The sequence below is a fragment of the Streptomyces sp. NPDC051109 genome (assembly GCF_044455885.1).
Taxonomy (GTDB): Bacteria; Actinomycetota; Actinomycetes; order Streptomycetales; family Streptomycetaceae; genus Streptomyces.
In genome coordinates this window covers 10,889-26,606 of record NZ_JBITFF010000005.1, presented here as the reverse complement: position 1 = coordinate 26,606, position 15,718 = coordinate 10,889, and the positions used below count along the sequence as shown (strand labels likewise).

General features: G+C 72.8%; 16 protein-coding genes and 1 pseudogene. 10 read left to right on the top strand and 7 right to left on the bottom strand.

Annotated features, from left to right (window positions below; all coding sequences use genetic code 11):
- Window positions 1–477 precede the first annotated feature (477 nt).
- The 4 genes from ACIBAD_RS11265 to ACIBAD_RS11250 all read left to right on the top strand — a co-directional run bounded on the left by ACIBAD_RS11265 (window position 478) and on the right by ACIBAD_RS11250 (window position 3,927).
- Window positions 478–1,680, top strand: coding sequence for an NADP-dependent malic enzyme (locus ACIBAD_RS11265; protein WP_398905985.1), 1,203 nt, complete (start codon window positions 478–480; stop codon window positions 1,678–1,680).
- A gap of 453 nt (window positions 1,681–2,133) precedes the next feature.
- Window positions 2,134–3,096, top strand: a complete 963-nt coding sequence (locus ACIBAD_RS11260) for a zinc-binding dehydrogenase (RefSeq protein ID WP_134071324.1) — start codon at window positions 2,134–2,136, stop codon at window positions 3,094–3,096.
- Between the two features lie 58 nt (window positions 3,097–3,154).
- On the top strand, window positions 3,155–3,364 hold the full coding sequence (locus tag ACIBAD_RS11255; RefSeq protein ID WP_008741547.1) for a helix-turn-helix domain-containing protein: 210 nt from the start codon (window positions 3,155–3,157) through the stop codon (window positions 3,362–3,364).
- On the top strand, window positions 3,364–3,927 hold the full coding sequence (locus ACIBAD_RS11250) for a Clp protease N-terminal domain-containing protein (RefSeq protein ID WP_134071326.1): 564 nt from the start codon (window positions 3,364–3,366) through the stop codon (window positions 3,925–3,927). The genes ACIBAD_RS11255 and ACIBAD_RS11250 overlap by 1 nt, the downstream gene beginning before the upstream one ends.
- A 61-nt stretch (window positions 3,928–3,988) precedes the next feature.
- On the opposite strand, the gene ACIBAD_RS11245 is transcribed toward ACIBAD_RS11250, so the two are convergent.
- The 3 genes from ACIBAD_RS11245 to ACIBAD_RS11235 all read right to left on the bottom strand — a co-directional run bounded on the left by ACIBAD_RS11245 (window position 3,989) and on the right by ACIBAD_RS11235 (window position 6,953).
- Window positions 3,989–4,891: a PadR family transcriptional regulator gene (locus ACIBAD_RS11245; protein ID WP_134071328.1), complete on the bottom strand. Its 903-nt coding sequence runs from the start codon at window positions 4,889–4,891 to the stop codon at window positions 3,989–3,991.
- A gap of 1 nt (window position 4,892) precedes the next feature.
- A complete protein-coding gene (locus tag ACIBAD_RS11240) occupies window positions 4,893–5,819 on the bottom strand; it encodes a DUF4097 family beta strand repeat-containing protein (protein ID WP_398905981.1) in 927 nt (308 codons plus the stop codon).
- A 201-nt stretch (window positions 5,820–6,020) separates the two neighbouring features.
- Window positions 6,021–6,953 carry a LysR family transcriptional regulator gene (locus ACIBAD_RS11235; RefSeq protein WP_134071332.1) on the bottom strand — a complete coding sequence of 311 codons (933 nt, stop codon included), beginning with the start codon at window positions 6,951–6,953 and terminating at the stop codon, window positions 6,021–6,023.
- A 207-nt stretch (window positions 6,954–7,160) separates the two neighbouring features.
- Between ACIBAD_RS11235 and snpA the strand changes: the two genes are divergently transcribed.
- The gene (gene snpA, locus ACIBAD_RS11230; protein ID WP_398905979.1) at window positions 7,161–7,832 is read left to right on the top strand and encodes a snapalysin; all 672 of its coding nucleotides are present in this window, start codon (window positions 7,161–7,163) and stop codon (window positions 7,830–7,832) included.
- Here snpA and ACIBAD_RS11225 read toward each other — a convergent pair whose 3' ends face one another.
- The 4 genes from ACIBAD_RS11225 to ACIBAD_RS11210 form a co-directional block, all read right to left on the bottom strand.
- Window positions 7,833–8,069 (bottom strand): hypothetical protein, encoded by a 237-nt coding sequence (locus ACIBAD_RS11225; protein ID WP_134071336.1) that lies wholly within the window; start codon window positions 8,067–8,069, stop codon window positions 7,833–7,835. It abuts the gene before it with no gap.
- A gap of 96 nt (window positions 8,070–8,165) precedes the next feature.
- Window positions 8,166–8,792 (bottom strand): GNAT family N-acetyltransferase, encoded by a 627-nt coding sequence (locus tag ACIBAD_RS11220; RefSeq protein ID WP_134071338.1) that lies wholly within the window; start codon window positions 8,790–8,792, stop codon window positions 8,166–8,168.
- A 136-nt stretch (window positions 8,793–8,928) separates the two neighbouring features.
- Complete coding sequence (locus ACIBAD_RS11215; protein WP_134071340.1) at window positions 8,929–9,984, bottom strand: family 2 encapsulin nanocompartment cargo protein polyprenyl transferase; 1,056 nt, start codon at window positions 9,982–9,984, stop codon at window positions 8,929–8,931.
- A 48-nt stretch (window positions 9,985–10,032) separates the two neighbouring features.
- Complete coding sequence (locus tag ACIBAD_RS11210) at window positions 10,033–11,439, bottom strand: family 2B encapsulin nanocompartment shell protein (RefSeq protein ID WP_134071343.1); 1,407 nt, start codon at window positions 11,437–11,439, stop codon at window positions 10,033–10,035.
- Between the two features lie 215 nt (window positions 11,440–11,654).
- Between ACIBAD_RS11210 and ACIBAD_RS11205 the strand changes: the two are divergent.
- The 5 genes and pseudogenes from ACIBAD_RS11205 to ACIBAD_RS11185 all read left to right on the top strand — a co-directional run.
- Window positions 11,655–11,774: pseudogene (locus tag ACIBAD_RS11205) on the top strand (transcriptional regulator); the annotation flags it as partial.
- Window positions 11,775–11,923: 149 nt separating this feature from the next.
- A complete protein-coding gene (locus tag ACIBAD_RS11200) occupies window positions 11,924–13,120 on the top strand; it encodes a globin domain-containing protein (protein WP_398905975.1) in 1,197 nt (398 codons plus the stop codon).
- A 152-nt stretch (window positions 13,121–13,272) separates the two neighbouring features.
- Window positions 13,273–13,863: an N-acetylmuramoyl-L-alanine amidase gene (locus ACIBAD_RS11195; protein ID WP_398905973.1), complete on the top strand. Its 591-nt coding sequence runs from the start codon at window positions 13,273–13,275 to the stop codon at window positions 13,861–13,863.
- 41 nt (window positions 13,864–13,904) lie between these two features.
- A complete protein-coding gene (locus ACIBAD_RS11190; protein ID WP_398905971.1) occupies window positions 13,905–14,387 on the top strand; it encodes a GNAT family N-acetyltransferase in 483 nt (160 codons plus the stop codon).
- Window positions 14,384–15,292 (top strand): pyridoxal-phosphate dependent enzyme, encoded by a 909-nt coding sequence (locus tag ACIBAD_RS11185; RefSeq protein ID WP_134071349.1) that lies wholly within the window; start codon window positions 14,384–14,386, stop codon window positions 15,290–15,292. Before ACIBAD_RS11190 ends, ACIBAD_RS11185 begins: the two co-directional genes overlap by 4 nt.
- Window positions 15,293–15,718: the final 426 nt, after the last annotated feature.

Sequence of the window (15,718 nt, the reverse complement as noted above, 5' to 3'; positions counted from 1 at the left end):
GCACGCACCTTCGAGTGTCGCGACCTCGTGTGATTACGGCATCTTGCCATTCGGACTGACGCATTCAGGCAGTTCGTCAGGTCAAAATCGGATAACGGGTGGGCCGGGGTACCCAACAGGACTGCGGAATGGGGGGTTCGAGACCGCAGGAACCGCTGCGACCTGGCCTTTTTGACGGAGTATTTGCGGTCCGTCTCGACCATTGGACAGAGTCGTTTGGACCTTTCGCCGAAAACAGGACAAGAGGTCTACAGTCGAGCCGGAATCGACTCGTCTGGGTGAGCGTTCTTCGGGTACAACGGATCCTTACACCCCTCATCCGGGGCTCAGGGCGCGCGTGCGGCGCGCCCGCGCGTACGAACCTCCCCTTCGCGGAGACGGGCCAACCGTCGATGCGGAGTACGGACGCGGTGCCCGCCCACCCCTTAACCAGGTGTGGTCACCCTCAACGATTCAAAGACTTAAGGGGCCAAGAAAGTGGCAGCGGAGATCGTCAATCCTCGCAGCGACAGCGCGACGGACAACAACCCGGACGCGGTGTTCGCACTGCACCGGGGCGGCAAGATGGCCATCCAGGCCACGGTGCCGGTCCAGAACAAGGACGACCTGTCCCTCGCGTACACGCCCGGCGTGGCGAAGGTCTGCAGCGCCATCGCGGAGCAGCCCGAGCTGGTGAACGAGTACACCTGGAAGTCGAACGTGGTCGCCGTCGTCACCGACGGTACGGCCGTGCTCGGGCTCGGTGACATCGGTCCCGAGGCCTCCCTCCCCGTGATGGAGGGCAAGGCCATCCTGTTCAAGCAGTTCGGCGGTGTGGACGCGGTGCCGATCGCGCTCGCGACCAAGGACGCGGACGAGATCGTCGAGACGGTCATCCGTCTGGCTCCGTCCTTCGGCGGGGTGAACCTGGAGGACATCTCCGCCCCCCGCTGCTTCGAGATCGAGCGCCGGCTCCAGGAAGCCCTGGACATCCCGATCTTCCACGACGACCAGCACGGCACGGCGATCGTGACCCTGGCCGCCCTGCGCAACGCCGCGAAGCTGACCGGGCGCACGCTCGGGGACCTGCGCGCCGTGATCTCGGGTGCGGGCGCGGCGGGCATCGCCATCGCCAAGATCCTCGTGGACGCGGGCATCGGCGACGTGTGCGTCACCGACCGCAAGGGCGTCGTCTCCGCGGACCGCTCCGACCTGACGGACGTCAAGGCGGAGATCGCGGGCCTGACGAACAGGACCGGCCAAACCGGCTCCCTGGAAGCGGCGCTGAGCGGCGCGGACGTGTTCATCGGCGTCTCGGGCGGCACCGTGCCCGAGGAGGCGGTGGCCTCGATGGCGAAGGACGCCTTCGTCTTCGCCATGGCCAACCCGAACCCGGAGGTCCACCCGGACGTCGCGCACAAGTACGCGGCGGTCGTGGCCACGGGCCGTTCGGACTTCCCGAACCAGATCAACAACGTGCTGGCGTTCCCGGGCATCTTCGCGGGCGCCCTGAAGGTCCGCGCCAGCCGGATCACCGAAGGCATGAAGATCGCCGCCGCCGACGCCATCGCCGGTGTCGTGGGTGACGAGCTCGCCGCCGACTACGTGATCCCGTCGCCGTTCGACCCCCGCGTCGCCGAGGCCGTCGCGGCCGCGGTCGCGGCGGCGGCCAAGGCCGACGGCGTGGCCCGCCTGGCCTGACCCGGAAGCAGCAGCGGAAGAGGGGCCCGACCGGATGTCTCCGGCCGGGCCCCTCTTCCGTCGGGCATACCCTCCCCGCCCCCGAGCCGGGAGGGGACGCCCCGCCTCGGCACCTCCACGAAGCTGACGCTTCGCCAATGAGAATGCGGCCACAAGGTGGCAGGCTCATGACGAGCCGGGCGGTATGGCGTGAATATTACCGCCACCCCAGGCTTGATCCTGACGTTCCACTTCCCTCTTCCGGCCGCACAAGACCGCACGTGACACGCTTAGTTGAGCGAGCGACGAAAGATTCCGTTCGACTTTCGGACGGTCCTGTACGGACGCAGGAACACCCTCGCCCGGTTCCCGCCGACGGCCGCCGATCCCTACGGGCGGTCGTGCGACGAAGGCCTCACCGGCACGGCCCCGACAGGTCTGGCCCGACGCGCTACCGAGCGGTAGCGTCGCGGCATGTTCGCTGCCTACGCCGCCCGAATCGACCGTGACCAGCCGCTGAGCGGCCTCGTGCTGGGCGAGCGCCCGGCCCCCGAGGCCCGCCCCGGCTGGGTGACCGTGAACGTCAAGGCCGCCTCCCTCAACCACCACGACCTGTGGTCGCTGCGCGGGGTCGGCCTCGGCGAGGACAAACTCCCGATGATCCTCGGCTGTGACGCCGCCGGAGTCGACCAGGACGGCAACGAGGTCGTCCTGCACTCCGTGATCGGCCAGAGCGGCCACGGGGTCGGCCCCGACGAGCCGCGCTCGATCCTGACCGAGCGCTACCAGGGCACCTTCGCCGAGCAGGTGACCGTCCCGGCCTGGAACGTCCTGCGCAAGCCCGCCGAGCTGTCCTTCCAGGAGGCCGCGTGCCTGCCGACGGCGTGGCTGACGGCGTACCGGATGCTGTTCACCAACGCGGGCGTGCGCCCCGGCGACTCTGTGCTGGTGCAGGGCGCGGGCGGCGGGGTCGCGACCGCCGCCATCGTCCTCGGCAAGGCGGCGGGCCTGCGCGTCTTCGCCACCAGCCGGGACGAGGCCAAGCGCAAGCGGGCGGTCGAGCTGGGCGCGGTGGAGGCGTACGAGCCGGGCGCCCGGCTGCCGCAGCGGGTGGACGCGGTGATCGAGACGGTCGGCGCGGCCACCTGGTCGCACTCGGTCAAGTCGCTGCGCCCCGGCGGCACCCTGGTCATCTCGGGCGCCACGAGCGGGGACCGGCCGGCGCACGCCGAGCTGACGCGGATCTTCTTCCTGGAGCTCAAGGTGGTCGGCTCGACGATGGGGTCGAAGGACGAGCTGGAGGACCTGCTGGCCTTCTGCGCGGCGACGGGGGTGCGGCCGGTGATCGACGAGGTCCTGCCGCTGGACCGGGCGAGGGAGGGCTTCGAGAAGCTGGAGGCCGGCGATCTGTTCGGAAAGATCGTCCTGACCGTGTAGCCGCCCTGCCGTCAACGACAGTTGACACCGTCAGGCCTGTCAACCTAAATTGACATGCATGACGGAAGCGACCGATCTCGCCGAACGGGCCGGTGACCGCGATCCGCGGGTGGGCCTGCGTGCCGTGGCCGCCCTCCGCAGGCTGCTGGAGCAGCTGGAGGCCGTACAGGTGCGCAGTGCCCGTGCCCAGGGGTGGTCCTGGCAGGAGATCGCGGCCGAGCTGGGCGTCAGCCGGCAGGCCGTACACAAGAAGCACGGGAGGGTCTGATGTTCGAACGCTTCACGCAGGACGCCCGGGACACCGTGGTGGGCGCCGTGACCGAGGCCCGGCAGGCGGGGGCCGCCACGGTCACCGAGGAGCACCTGCTCCTGGCCCTGCTGGACCGGGGCGCGCTGGACCCGCTGGGCGTAGACCGCGCCGCGATGGCGGCGGACCTCGCCACGGCCCGCCGCCGGGGCGGCATGTCCCGGGCGGACGAGGAGGCCCTCGCGGGGCTCGGCATCGACCTGACCGCGATACTCTCCCGGGTCGAGGAGGCCCACGGCGAGGGCGTGCTGGCCGCCGCCGGCCCGCGGCGGCGCTCCCTGGGCTCCTCGCTCCGCTCGGCGCTGGGCCGCCCGGAGCCGGTGAGCCGGCACGTCCCCTTCGCGCAGGGCGCGAAGAAGACCCTGGAGAAGTCCCTGCGCATCGCGCTGGGCCGCCACGACCGCCACATCTCCACCCTGCACCTGCTGCTGGCCCTGCTGTCGCTCCCGGGCACTGCCGCCGAGGTCCTGGCGGACCACGGCGTCACCTACGCGGCGGCCGAGGCGGGCCTGGCAGCGGCCTGACGCGCGACCCGTCGCGACGGGCTGGTGCCGCGGGCGGGCACTGCGGACCGGCCCGGCGGGCTCAGCGCTTGGGCCGGAGCGTTTCGGCGAGGCGGTCCGCGGCCGCCGCGAGGTGGGCGCGGGCCTCGGCCAGCTTGGCCGGGGTGATGCCGTGGTCGCGGGCCGCGTCGCGGACGTCGTCGCGGAAGCGGTCGAGCAGCCGGTCCAGGTCACGGGCCGGATCGCCGGTGGGGGCGAGGTCCTCGGCCCAGCGCGGGCCGGCGGCCGTACTGGCGGAGGCGGAGGCGGCATCGGTGGTCGCGGTGGTGTCCTTTCCGGTGCCGCCGAGCCAGCTGCCGGCCAGATTGCCCAGCACCCCGCCGGACTTCGCGAACTGCTCCTGGAACTGGACCGCGATCCGCATGACCTCCTCACGCGCCCGCTCCTGCGCCTCCTTGGCCTGGCGGCGGGCCTGCTGGGCCTCCTCGCGGGCCCGGCGGCTCTCGTCCTTCGCCCGGCGCGCCTGCTCCTTCCACTCCTGCTTGGCCTTGCGCAGCTCTTCCTTGGCCGCCGCCCAGGACGCGTCCTCGACCGGGGCAGCCGACACGGAGGCGGCGGCCCTCATCTCGCGCCGCAGCGCGCCCGCGGCGCCCCGTACGTCGTCGCGGATCTCGGCGGCCAGTTCGGAGACCGAGTCGCGGATCTCCAGCTCCAGGTCGGCGAGTTCCCCGCCGCGGTCGGCCAGTTCGGCGCGGCCCGCGTCGGTGATGGAGTACACCTTGCGCCCGCCTTCGGTGGCGTACGTGACCAGGCCCTCGGCCTCCAGCTTGGCCAGCCGGGGGTACACCGTGCCCGCGGAGGGGGCGTACAGGCCCTGGAACCGCTCCTCCAGCAGGCGGATCACCTCGTAGCCGTGCCGCGGGGCCTCGTCCAGCAGCTTGAGCAGGTAGAGGCGGAGGCGGCCGTGGGCGAAGACGGGCGGCATGTCAGAGCACCTTCTTGTCGAGCACGAGGGGGGCGGGGCCTTCGTCGGACGGGGCGTCGGCGGCCGGGCGGCGCAGCAGGGCGATGGAACCCGAGACGGTGGTGGCCCGCAGGGTTCCGGTGCCGGCGCCGAGCGTGCCGGCGATGCGCTTGGCAGCGAAGTGGCCCGAGACGAGCAGGTCCTCGAAGGCGTTGGACACGCCGCCGGTGGCGGTGTTGGCCTCCACCCGCGCGTCGGCGGGGTGCGGGAGGCGGACGGCGACCTGCCCGGAGACGGAGTTCAGGGAGATGTCCACGGGGCGCGGGGCGGCCGGGTCGAGGGCGAGGTCGATGAGCATGTCGCCGCTGACCGAGTCCGCCCGTACGCTGCCGCCCGCTCCGTCGACGACGGTCAGGCCGCCGGAGACGGAGTGGAAGCCGAGCTCGCCGGTGAGGGACTGGGCCTCGACGCCGCCCGAGACGGTGTTCGCGCTGACCTTGCCGGACAGGCCGACCAGCGTGACGTCGCCGGAGACCCCGTGGACGTCGGTGGCGGCGGCGATGCCGGAGACGACCGCGGCGGCTCCGACGGCCGCGAGCTGCACGCGGGTGGCGGCGGGAACGGTGAGGGTGACGGTGGCGCTGCGCTCCCAGGCCTTGCGGCCGAGGCCCGTGCGCGACCAGGACTTCCAGGGCTTGCCCTCAAGCCACTGCTTGAAGCCCTGGGAACCGTTCCAGGGGAGGTCTTCGTAGGAGACGGTGAGGGTGCCGCCCTCCTGCACGACGTACAGCGGCGGCCCGTCGACCGCGGCCACCTCCAGCCGGGCCGGACCCTCGTCGGCGACGACGTTCACCGTCCCGCCCACGACACGGACGCGGAGCTCGGTCACCGGCTCCTCGAAGGTGAGCTTCTGCGGTTCGGCGACCGACCACGTCTTCTGCTCTGCCATGGTGCTGATCCTCCTCGGCGTACGGACACGGCACGCAACATATCGCGTCTTCTGATGAACACGATATATCGCGGTACGCCGAAGTCAAGCGTGCGCGCCTCTTGGCGGGGTCCGGGTCTGCCGCCGATCGGGGGGCAGGCGTGCGTCAGCGCCTCCGCGCCTCGTACGACGGGCGGGGCCGGTTGTCGCGTTGTATCGCGGCTACGCCGCGAGGAGGGGGCTTTCGTGGTGGTGGAGCCAGGCGCGGTAGGGGGGAGTGCGCAGGGCGGCTTCGCGGTAGGCGGCGCGGAGGTCCTCGAAGACCTCGGCGTGGGCCCCCGGACGGGTGGCGAGCAGCAGCCGGACCGCCAGGGGGTCGCCGGACAGCGGGCGGATCGCCATGTCGTCGCGCGGCCCCGACGTCGGCTGGCAGGGGGCCACCGCCTCGCCGGAGACGATCAGCGAGGTCGCGGTGTGGTAGTCGGCGTGCAGCACCGGCGGGTCCAGCCCGGCCCCGGCGAACACCCGGCGCAGGCCGTCCCACTCGCCGTCCACGGCGGGGTCGACCGTCCACCGGTCGGCCGCCAGGTCCTGTAACTCGACCACCGGCCGGCGCGCCGCCGGATGGTCCCGGGACATCGACACGAACTGCGGCTCGCGCTCCATCAGGGTCCGCAGCTCCAACCCGGCCGGCACCCGCAGCGGGCAGCCCTCCACCTCGTGCACGAACGCCACGTCCAGCTGCCCCGAAGCCACCATCCGCAGCAGGGCGTTGGCGGAGACGTCCACCACCAGCGAGGTCTCGGTGTCCGGCATCCTGCGGTGGATCCTGCGCAGCCACCCCGGTATCGCGCGGCTGGCCGTGGAGCCGATGTTCAGCCGCGGCCCGCGCGCCAGCGCCCTCGCCTCGGCGACGAGCGCGGCCATCTCGGCCAGCAGCGGACGGGCCCGGCCGAGGACGGTGCGGCCGAACGGGGTGGGCCGGCAGCCGGTGCGCTCACGCAGGAACAGCTCGCCGTCCAGGGCGCGTTCGATGCGCCGCAGCTGGGTCGTCAGGGAGGGCTGGCTCACGCCGAGCTGCCGCGCGGCTTTGTGCAGACTGCCGGCGTCGGCAATGGCGCACAGTGCGCGCAGGTGCCTCACCTCAAGCTCCATGACCCGAGGGTAGGCCGGTCCCCGCGCACCGCACCAGCCACTGATACCCCACCGAATCCCGCCATTCTCATGGAAGTTGACCTTCCGAAACCTTCCCGATAGGGCGGCGCTATCGGTGGCTGACATCATCCGCCGGCCGCTCCCGCTCCCGCAGACTCCGGTACCGAACGACCCACCCCCCGCACCGGATGAGTAGGAGCCCCCCACATGCGCCACTCCCGTACGTCCCGAAAGGCCGTTCTGGCCGCCACCATCGGCCTCGGCTTCGCGGCCGCCCTCGGCGCCGTCCCCACCGCCAGCGCCGCCCCCGCTCCCGCTCCCGTCGGCAACACCGCGACCTACTCGGCGTACGAGCGCTCGCAGGAGAACCAGGACGCGAACCGCGCCTTCTTCGAGGCCGTGCAGCGCTCGGTCGCCGAGCAGCGCGCCGCGAACCCGGGCGTCCTCGCGGTGACCGTCACGTACAACACGCGCAACGCGCCCAGCTTCCGCAGCCAGATAGCCAGCTCCACCCAGATATGGAACAGCTCGGTCTCGAACGTGAAGCTCCAGGAGGTCTCCTCCGGCGGGAACTTCTCGTACTACGAGGGCAACGACTCGCGCGGTTCGTACGCGAGCACGGACGGCCACGGCCGGGGCTACATCTTCCTCGACTACCGGCAGAACCAGCAGTACAACTCCACCCGGGTGACCGCGCACGAGACCGGACACGTGCTGGGCCTGCCGGACCACTACTCGGGCCCCTGCTCCGAGCTGATGTCGGGCGGCGGCCCGGGCACCTCCTGCCAGAACCCGTACCCGAACAGCACGGAGCGCTCGCGCGTGAACCAGCTCTGGGCCAACGGGCTGGCCGCGTCGGGCCTGGGCACGAAGGGTTAGTCAGAGCTCGGGCAGTTTGGCCACCTCGGCTTCGTACTCGGGGCAGTCCGGGTTCCTGCAGGGACCCGGCACCCACTCCGGAACGAAGATCCCGAGCGCCTTGCGCCGCCGTACGAGGGTGTCGACGGAGCGACCGCAGACCGGGCACGTGCGCTGTTCGTGCCCGGCCTGCGGGGCCACGATGTCGTGCGGTTGCGGGTGGCGCCGATCCTTCTGTTGGTGCTGTTCACCGGCCATACCTCCACGGTAGGCCGGTTCCGCGCGTCCGGCGGCCCTCGGCGCCCGGCGACGTGCCGCGACCGCGGCCGTACCGTGCGTACGCCCCGGCGGGCCCTACGCCTCCGCCCCCTGCGCCCCCGTCCCCTGCGGCTTGCGCCACATGGGCCACATCAGCGGGCCCTCGGGCAGCCGCACCGCCTCGCCCGTGAACGTCCAGCCGAGCCGCTCGTACAGCCGCCTGCTGCGCTCGCTGCTGGCCTCCAGGTAGGCCGGAACGCCCTCGCGGTCGCAGCGCTCCAGCACCGGCCGCATCAGCTCCGTCCCGAGCCCCTCGCCCTGGCGGTCCGGGGCGACCGCGATCATCAGCAGGTACTCGTGCTCCTCGGCGGTCGGGTGGACCTCGCCCGTCAGCCGGCCGACCAGCTCGCACCGCTCGTTGTCGGGGTCGGCGGCCTCCCGCATCCTCGCCGGCACGTCGTCCTCGGCGGCTTCCCCCTCGGGATCCCCCGCCGGGACCCGCAGCCACAGGGCGGCTGCCGAGCCGTCCGCCGCGTAGTCGATCCGGCCCTCCGCCAGCGCCACGTCCACGAAGACGCCCAGGAACCTGCCGTGCACCGCGGCCCGGTGCTCCGGGTCCGGGAAGACCCAGCTGCTGACCGGGTCGGCGCGGAAGGCCTCGTCGAGGAGGCGGGCCACCGCGTCCCGGTCCGATTGATCCGCCTGACGTATCTCCAGCGCCACTGGGCACACCCTTCGCTCGCGTTTCAACTACCGCGAGCGATCCTAGAGTTGGCCCGGAACGGCGGATAGCCCCGTTCCGGCACCATGCGGTGCCGGAACGGGGCTTGCGTACGACCACCCGCCCCTGGCTACGGGCTCACCGGGTCCGCCGCGTCACGAACTCCGCCAGCGCCAGCAGGCCCCCGGCCGCCCCGAGGTCCGGCACGGCCCGCGACAGCAGCTGCACCGCCCGGCCCATCCGGTCCGCGGCATGGGCCTGCGCCCAGTCGCGCCCGCCGGCCCGGTCCACCGCCTCGGCGGCCCTGCGCACGTCGTCCGCCGCCATGGGCCCCGCGTACAGGGCCGCCAGCTCCTCGCCGGCCGTGGTCCCCGAGGTGAGGGCGGCCACGACCGGGAGGGACTTCTTGCGGGCGATCAGATCCGCCCCGGCGGGCTTGCCGGTGTGTCCCGGGTCCCCCCAGATGCCGATCAGGTCGTCGATCAGCTGGAAGGCCAGCCCGGCCTCCCGTCCGAACGCGTCCATCGCGTCGACCTCGTCCGGCCCGGCGCCCGCGTAGAGCGCGCCGAGCGCGCAGGCACAGCCCAGCAGGGCCCCCGTCTTGGCCGTCGCCATGGTCAGGCACTCGTCGAGCGAGACGTACGCGCGCTGCTCGAACGCGCAGTCCGCCTGCTGGCCCGCGCACAGCTCGATGACGCAGGTCGCGAGCCGCGCCGAGGCCGCGGCCGCGGCGGGGTGCGGATCCTCGGCCAGCAGCCGCAGCGCGAGCGCCATCATGGCGTCGCCCGTGATGATGGCGTCCGGTGTCCCGAACACGGTCCAGGCGGTGGGCCGGCCCCGGCGCTTGGTGTCCTTGTCGATGACGTCGTCGTGCAGCAGCGTGAAGTTGTGCGCCAGCTCCACGGCCACCGCCGCCCGTAAGGCGCCTTCGGCCTCCTTCCCGTCCCGGTCGCCCCGCAGGGCCCGGGCCGCGGCGAGCACGAGGGCGGGCCGGATGGCCTTGCCCGCGTGGCCCGCGGCCGGGGTCCCGTCCGCCTGCTCCCAGCCGAAGTGGTACATCGCCACGCGCCGCATCGAGCCGGGCAGGCTCTCGACCGTGCGGCGCAGTTCCGGGTTGACCGTTTCCCTCGTCCGCTCCAGCAGGGCCGCGGCCTCGTGCCCCTCGCCGGTCGTGATCGCCTCAGTGGTGCCCATGGCGTGTCCCCGATCCCCGATCCCCGGTCGTCCTGCTCTGCCGGCCGCTCAGCGCCAGCGGGCGATCTCGACGTTCTCCAGGATGCCGAGCGCGTCCGGCACGAGCACCGCGGCGGAGAAGTACGCGGTGACCAGGTACGAGATGATCGCCTGCTCGCTGATGCCCATGAAGCGCACCGACATGCTCGGCTCGATCTCGTCCGGGATGCCGGGCTGGTGGAGGCCGATGACACCGGACTCGTCCTCGCCGGTGCGCATGCAGAGGATGGACGTCGTCCGCGCGTCGCTGATCGGGATCTTGTTGCACGGGAAGATCGGCACGCCCCGCCACGTCGTCATCCGGTGGCCGCCGACGTCGATCGTCTCGGGGACCAGGCCCCGCTTGTTGCACTCGCGGCCGAAGGCGGCGATGGCCTTGGGGTGGGCGAGGAACAGGTCGGAGCCGCGCCGCATGCTGAGCAGCTGGTCCAGGTCGTCGGGGCTGGGGCCGCCGTCGTGCGGCTGGATGCGCTGGTCGTACTCGGCGTTGTGGAGCAGGCCGAACTCCGGGTTGTTGAGCATCTCGTGCTCCTGGCGCTCGCGCAGCGCCTCGACCGTGAGCCGCAACTGCTGCTCGGTCTGGTTCATCGGCTGGTTGTAGAGGTCGGCGACGCGGGTGTGGACCCGCAGGACCGTTTGTGCAATGGAGAGCTCGTACTCGCGCGGCCTGGCCTCGTAGTCCACGAAGGTGCCGGGGAGCACGGCCTCGCCGTGGTGGCCGGCGGAGAGGTCGATCGCGGCCTCCCCGTACTGGTTGGCGCGCTGGGCGGGCAGGGAGCGCTGGGCCTCCACGTGCTCGCGCAGCGAGTCGACCCGGTCGGCGAGCAGCCGGAAGTCCTGTCGGGAGAGGACGAGGGCGGTGCCGGAGGTGACGGCGCGGGCGGTGTACTCCCAGATCGCCTCGTCGTCGACGAGGGAGTCCTCGCCGAAGTAGGCGCCGTCGGCGACGGTCCGCAGCACCGCGTCGTCGCCGTACGGGCCGGGGCCGATCTGCTCGATGCGGCCGTGCGCCAGCAGGAACACGTTGTCGGAGGCACTGCCGAAGGAGGTCAGCTCCTGGCCGGCCTCGAAGTCGACCTGGCGGCACCGCTGGGCGAGCTCGGTGAGCACGTCCAGGTCCTCGTAGGTGCGCAGCAGCGGGAGTTCGCCGAGCTCGGCCGGGATGACCTGGACCTGGGTCCCGGTCTTGACGAACTCCACGCGCCCGTCGCCGACCGAGTAGCTCAGCCGCCGGTTCACCCGGTACGTGCCGCCCTGCACGGACACCCACGGGAGCATCTTGAGGAGCCACCGGGAGGTGATCTCCTGCATCTGGGGCGCGGACTTGGTCGTGGTTGCCAAGTTCCGCGCGGCCGAGGTCGCAAGGCTCCTCTGCGGTGCCTGGACCTCGGATTCGGAACCTGCCTGGACCGACATGTGTATCCCTTTCGATCACTCCATGGATCTGCGGGATGCAGCCTTCCAGTACGGAACGTGGTGGGACCATTACACAAAAGGGTGGGACTACTCCGTCCGGGTGTGGGCACTCTTTGGAGTTCACCTCCTTCACGCGAGACCCCTTCCACCCCACCGGTTCCAGCCAGCCAGCCGCCCCAGGATTCGGGGCGGGTCAAGGCCCTGCAGCCGCCGCCCGCTGCCCGCTGCGCGGGGCACAGGAGGCCTTCTTCGCCGCACTGGCCCCGCTGACGGTGGACGACCTCGTCGCGGCGCCGACCGGCCCGCTGCTGCCGGGCGGCGCGGGCGGTCCGCCGGGGACCGCCGGCCCCCGAGTACCGAGGGCGATCGGCCGGTTCCCGCCACCTGACACCAACGGCCCGAACAGGTGTACCCACACCCGAAAACAAGCATCCTGAATACCGATTACTCGACACAGGCGTACCCCACGCGCAGAGGAGCCCCCATGCTGTCCGAGAAGTCGACCGGGACCGTACGCGCCACCCTGCCCGCCGTCGGCGCGGCCATCGGCGACATCGCGGACCTCTTCTACTCGAAGCTGTTCGCGGCCCACCCCGAGCTGCTCCGCGACCTGTTCAACCGCGGCAACCAGAACGCCGGCCTCCAGAAGCAGGCCCTCGCCGGCTCAGTCGCGGCCTTCGCCACCCACCTCGTCGCCCACCCGGACACCCGCCCCGACGTGATGCTGCGGCGCATCGCGCACAAGCACGCCTCCCTCGGCGTCACCCGCGAGCAGTACCCGGTCGTCCACCACCACCTGTTCCAGGCGATCGCCGAGATCCTCGGCGAAGCCGTCACCCCCGACGTCGCCGAGGCCTGGGACGAGGTCTACTGGCTGATGGCCAACGCCCTGATCGCCATCGAGGAGCGGCTCTACGCCGAGCAGCAGGTCCTGGCCGGCGACGTCTGGCGCCCCTGGACGGTCGCCGCCCGCGTCGAGGAGACCGCGGACTGCACCACCTTCCACCTGGTCCCGGCGGACGGCGCCCCCGCCCCCTCCGCCAAGCCCGGCCAGTACGTCTCGGTCCAGGTCGAGTTGCCGGACGGGGCACGGCAGATACGCCAGTACAGCCTCTCCGGCGCGCCCGGCTCCCCGGTCCGCACGATCACGGTCAAGCGGGTCCACGGCCCGGCGGCCGCGGGTCCCGACGGCGAGGTCTCGAACCACCTCCACGCCCGGATCGCGACCGGCGACACCCTGCGGGTCTCGGCCCCGTACGGCGACCTCGTCCTGCGGGACTCGGCCGCGCCGGTCCTCCTCGCCTCGGCCGGGATCGGCTGCACCCCGATGCTGTCGATGCTGGAGCACCTGGCCGACACCGGGCACGCCGCCCCCGTGACGGTCCTGCACGCCGACCGCTCCCCCGCCGACCACGCACTGCGGGCCGACCACCGGGCCCTGGCGCACAAGCTCGCCGACGCCTCGGCCCGCTTCTGGTACGAGGCCGCCGCCGAGCCGGGCGACGGCGAGGGCCGCCTCGACCTGGCGGACGTGCCGGTGGCCCCGGGCACGACGGCGTACCTGTGCGGGCCGCTCCCCTTCATGCGGTCCGTCCGCGCGCAGCTGCTCGCCAAGGGCGTGCCCCCCTCGGACATCCACTACGAGGTGTTCGGCCCGGACCTGTGGCTGGCCTCCGCGTAACTCCCGTGGCGGGTGGGCCGGTCGGGGCGAGTGTCCGGATCCGCTCGCTCGCCGTACGAACGCACTAGCCCGGAAGGGCGGCCTCCACTACACCGGAGAGCAACGAGGTGGACACGCAAGGTGACCATCGCGCACCCGGAGAGGAGGCGGCCATGTCCGCACCCATGTCCGCGGACCGGTTCATCGCCGCACTGCGGAACGAGGGTCTGACCGTCGTCGAGGTGGGCGCCTGGCGCACCCACAACCGCAACCACAAGGGACCCTGGGGCCCGGTGAACGGGGTGATGATCCACCACACCGTCACGCACGGGACGAAGTTCACCGTCGAGCTCTGCCGCGACGGCGACGAGGCCCTCCCGGGCCCGCTCTGCCACGGGGTCATCACCAAGGACGGCCGGGTCCACCTGGTCGGCTACGGCCGCGCCAACCACGCCGGAGCGGGCGACTCGGACGTGCTGGCGGCGGTGATCGCGGAGAAGAGGCTCCCGCCGGACCGCCACGCGGACACCGACGGCAACCGGCACTTCTACGGCTTCGAGTGCGAGAACCTGGGCGACGGCCAGGACCCCTGGCCGGCGGTCCAACTGGACGCCATGGCCCGCGCGGCGGCCGCCGTGTGCCGGGTCCACGGCTGGACCCAGCGCTCGGTGATCGGCCACCTGGAATGGCAGCCCGGCAAGATCGACCCGAAGGGCTTCCCGATGGACGAGTTCCGCGCCCGGGTGGGAGAACGCCTCAAATAAGAGGGTTGACGCCGGGAAGATCCACGGGCTTCCCTGGCCCGATGACCGATGACCTCCGAATCGAACGGGTGGCGGGCGAAGCCTCCCTCCAGGACTGGCGCCACGTGCACAACGTGATCATTCCCCCGGACCCCCTCACCCTCGACGAGGTGCGCGAGCGGGCCGGGCGCCAGCTCCTGGACGTCGCCTACCTCGGCGACGCCCCGGTCGGCTGCACGACCGTACGCCGGCCCACGGCCGACGCCCCGTCGGTGGCCACCGTGATCGCCCGGATCCTGCCCGCCCACCGCGGGCAGGGCTTCGGCGCCGCGCTCTACGCCCACGGCCTCGCCGAGGCGCGCGCACTCGTCCCCGCCCCCGACACGATCGAGACGATCGTCCTGGCCTCCAACGAGGACGGCCTGCGCTTCGCCCGCGCCCGCGGCTTCGAGGAATCCGAGCGCTACGTCCTCCCCGGCGCGACGGTCCCGTACGTCCACCTCCGCCTCCCGTCCGACGGCGCGGGACGGACAATGGGTGGGTGAACCGCTCCCCTGACCCCGGCGTCGTCCTGCAGCCCCGGCCTGCCTCGCCGTTGGCGGAGGTGCGGGACGAGAGGTTCGGGCGGTACGGGGTGCGGCTGCTGGTGAAGCGGGACGATCTGGTGCATCCCGAGCTGCCGGGGAACAAGTGGCGCAAGCTCGCGCCGAATCTGCGGGCCGCCGTCGGCGGGGGCTTCCCCGGGGTCGTGACCTTCGGCGGGGCGTACTCGAACCACCTGCGGGCCACCGCTGCGGCCGGGCGGCTGCTGGGGATGGAGACCGTCGGGATCGTCCGCGGTGACGAGCTCGCCGGCCGGCCCCTCAACGACTCCCTGGCCCGGTGCGCGGCGGACGGGATGCGGCTGCACTTCGTCACGCGCTCGGAGTACCGCCGCAAGACGGAGCCGGAGGTACTGGCCCGGCTGCTGGCGGGGGCCGGGGCCGGCTCCTCGTACCTCGTCCCCGAGGGCGGCAGCAACGCCCTCGCGCTGGAGGGGTGTGCGGAGCTCGGGCGCGAGCTGCGGGGCGCCGGCGACGTGGTCGCGGTGGCCTGCGGCACGGGCGGCACCCTGGCCGGTCTGGCGGCGGGGCTGGCCCCAGGGCAACGGGCGTTGGGCGTTCCCGTCCTGGCGGGTGAGTTCCTGCGGGCGGAGATACGTTCCCTCCAGGAGGCGGCCTTCGGCGGCCCGGCCGGGGACTGGAGCCTGGCGGAGGGCTTCCACCACGGCGGCTACGCCCGCGTCCCCGCGCGGCTGGACGCGTTCGCCGCCGACTTCGAGGAGCGGCACGGGTTCCCGGTCGAGCGGATCTACGTGGCCAAGCTGCTCTGGGCCCTGGCCGCCCTCACGGAGTCGGGCGCGTTCCCCGCGGGCACCACCCTGGCCGCCGTCGTCACGGGCCGTCCGTAACGCCAGTACCAGCGGGTGGCCGCCAGGAGGGCCAGTCCGTAGCCCGCGAAGGCCGGACGTCGCCGACGGAGGGGAAGTCCCCCCGGCGGATCTCCAGCACGCCCAGCCGGGCCGGAACCAGGCAGCCCGGCCGCGGCAGGCCGTACGGCACCAGCGTGCCCACGCCGACCAGCGCCGGCCATCGCGGCAGGCGCCGCCCCCGCCGCACCGGCGAGCGCCACCGCCCCCGCCGGGCCCAGCGCGTGCACCACCGCCGCGGGCACGCTGCCCACCCCCTCCCGAACAGCAGCCCGATCACGTCCTCAGCAGGGTGCACCCCGCGGCCACCGGCAGGCCGCAGGCCGCAGGCCGCAGGCCGCAGGCCGCAGGCCGCAGGCCGCAGGCCGCAGGCCGCAGGCCGCAGGCCGCAGGCCGCAGGCCGCAGGC

What these genes read in the sequence shown, in the direction of transcription:
- ACIBAD_RS11260 (WP_134071324.1), top strand. Translation starts at nt 2,134, where the DNA reads ATGTTCGCTGCCTACGCCGCCCGAATCGACCGTGACCAGCCGCTGAGC.
- ACIBAD_RS11255 (WP_008741547.1), top strand. Translation starts at nt 3,155, where the DNA reads ATGACGGAAGCGACCGATCTCGCCGAACGGGCCGGTGACCGCGATCCG.
- ACIBAD_RS11250 (WP_134071326.1), top strand. Translation starts at nt 3,364, where the DNA reads ATGTTCGAACGCTTCACGCAGGACGCCCGGGACACCGTGGTGGGCGCC.
- ACIBAD_RS11245 (WP_134071328.1), bottom strand. Translation starts at nt 4,891, where the DNA reads ATGCCGCCCGTCTTCGCCCACGGCCGCCTCCGCCTCTACCTGCTCAAG.
- ACIBAD_RS11240 (WP_398905981.1), bottom strand. Translation starts at nt 5,819, where the DNA reads ATGGCAGAGCAGAAGACGTGGTCGGTCGCCGAACCGCAGAAGCTCACC.
- ACIBAD_RS11235 (WP_134071332.1), bottom strand. Translation starts at nt 6,953, where the DNA reads ATGGAGCTTGAGGTGAGGCACCTGCGCGCACTGTGCGCCATTGCCGAC.
- snpA (WP_398905979.1), top strand. Translation starts at nt 7,161, where the DNA reads ATGCGCCACTCCCGTACGTCCCGAAAGGCCGTTCTGGCCGCCACCATC.
- ACIBAD_RS11225 (WP_134071336.1), bottom strand. Translation starts at nt 8,069, where the DNA reads ATGGCCGGTGAACAGCACCAACAGAAGGATCGGCGCCACCCGCAACCG.
- ACIBAD_RS11215 (WP_134071340.1), bottom strand. Translation starts at nt 9,984, where the DNA reads ATGGGCACCACTGAGGCGATCACGACCGGCGAGGGGCACGAGGCCGCG.
- ACIBAD_RS11210 (WP_134071343.1), bottom strand. Translation starts at nt 11,439, where the DNA reads ATGTCGGTCCAGGCAGGTTCCGAATCCGAGGTCCAGGCACCGCAGAGG.
- ACIBAD_RS11200 (WP_398905975.1), top strand. Translation starts at nt 11,924, where the DNA reads ATGCTGTCCGAGAAGTCGACCGGGACCGTACGCGCCACCCTGCCCGCC.
- ACIBAD_RS11195 (WP_398905973.1), top strand. Translation starts at nt 13,273, where the DNA reads ATGTCCGCACCCATGTCCGCGGACCGGTTCATCGCCGCACTGCGGAAC.
- ACIBAD_RS11190 (WP_398905971.1), top strand. Translation starts at nt 13,905, where the DNA reads ATGACCGATGACCTCCGAATCGAACGGGTGGCGGGCGAAGCCTCCCTC.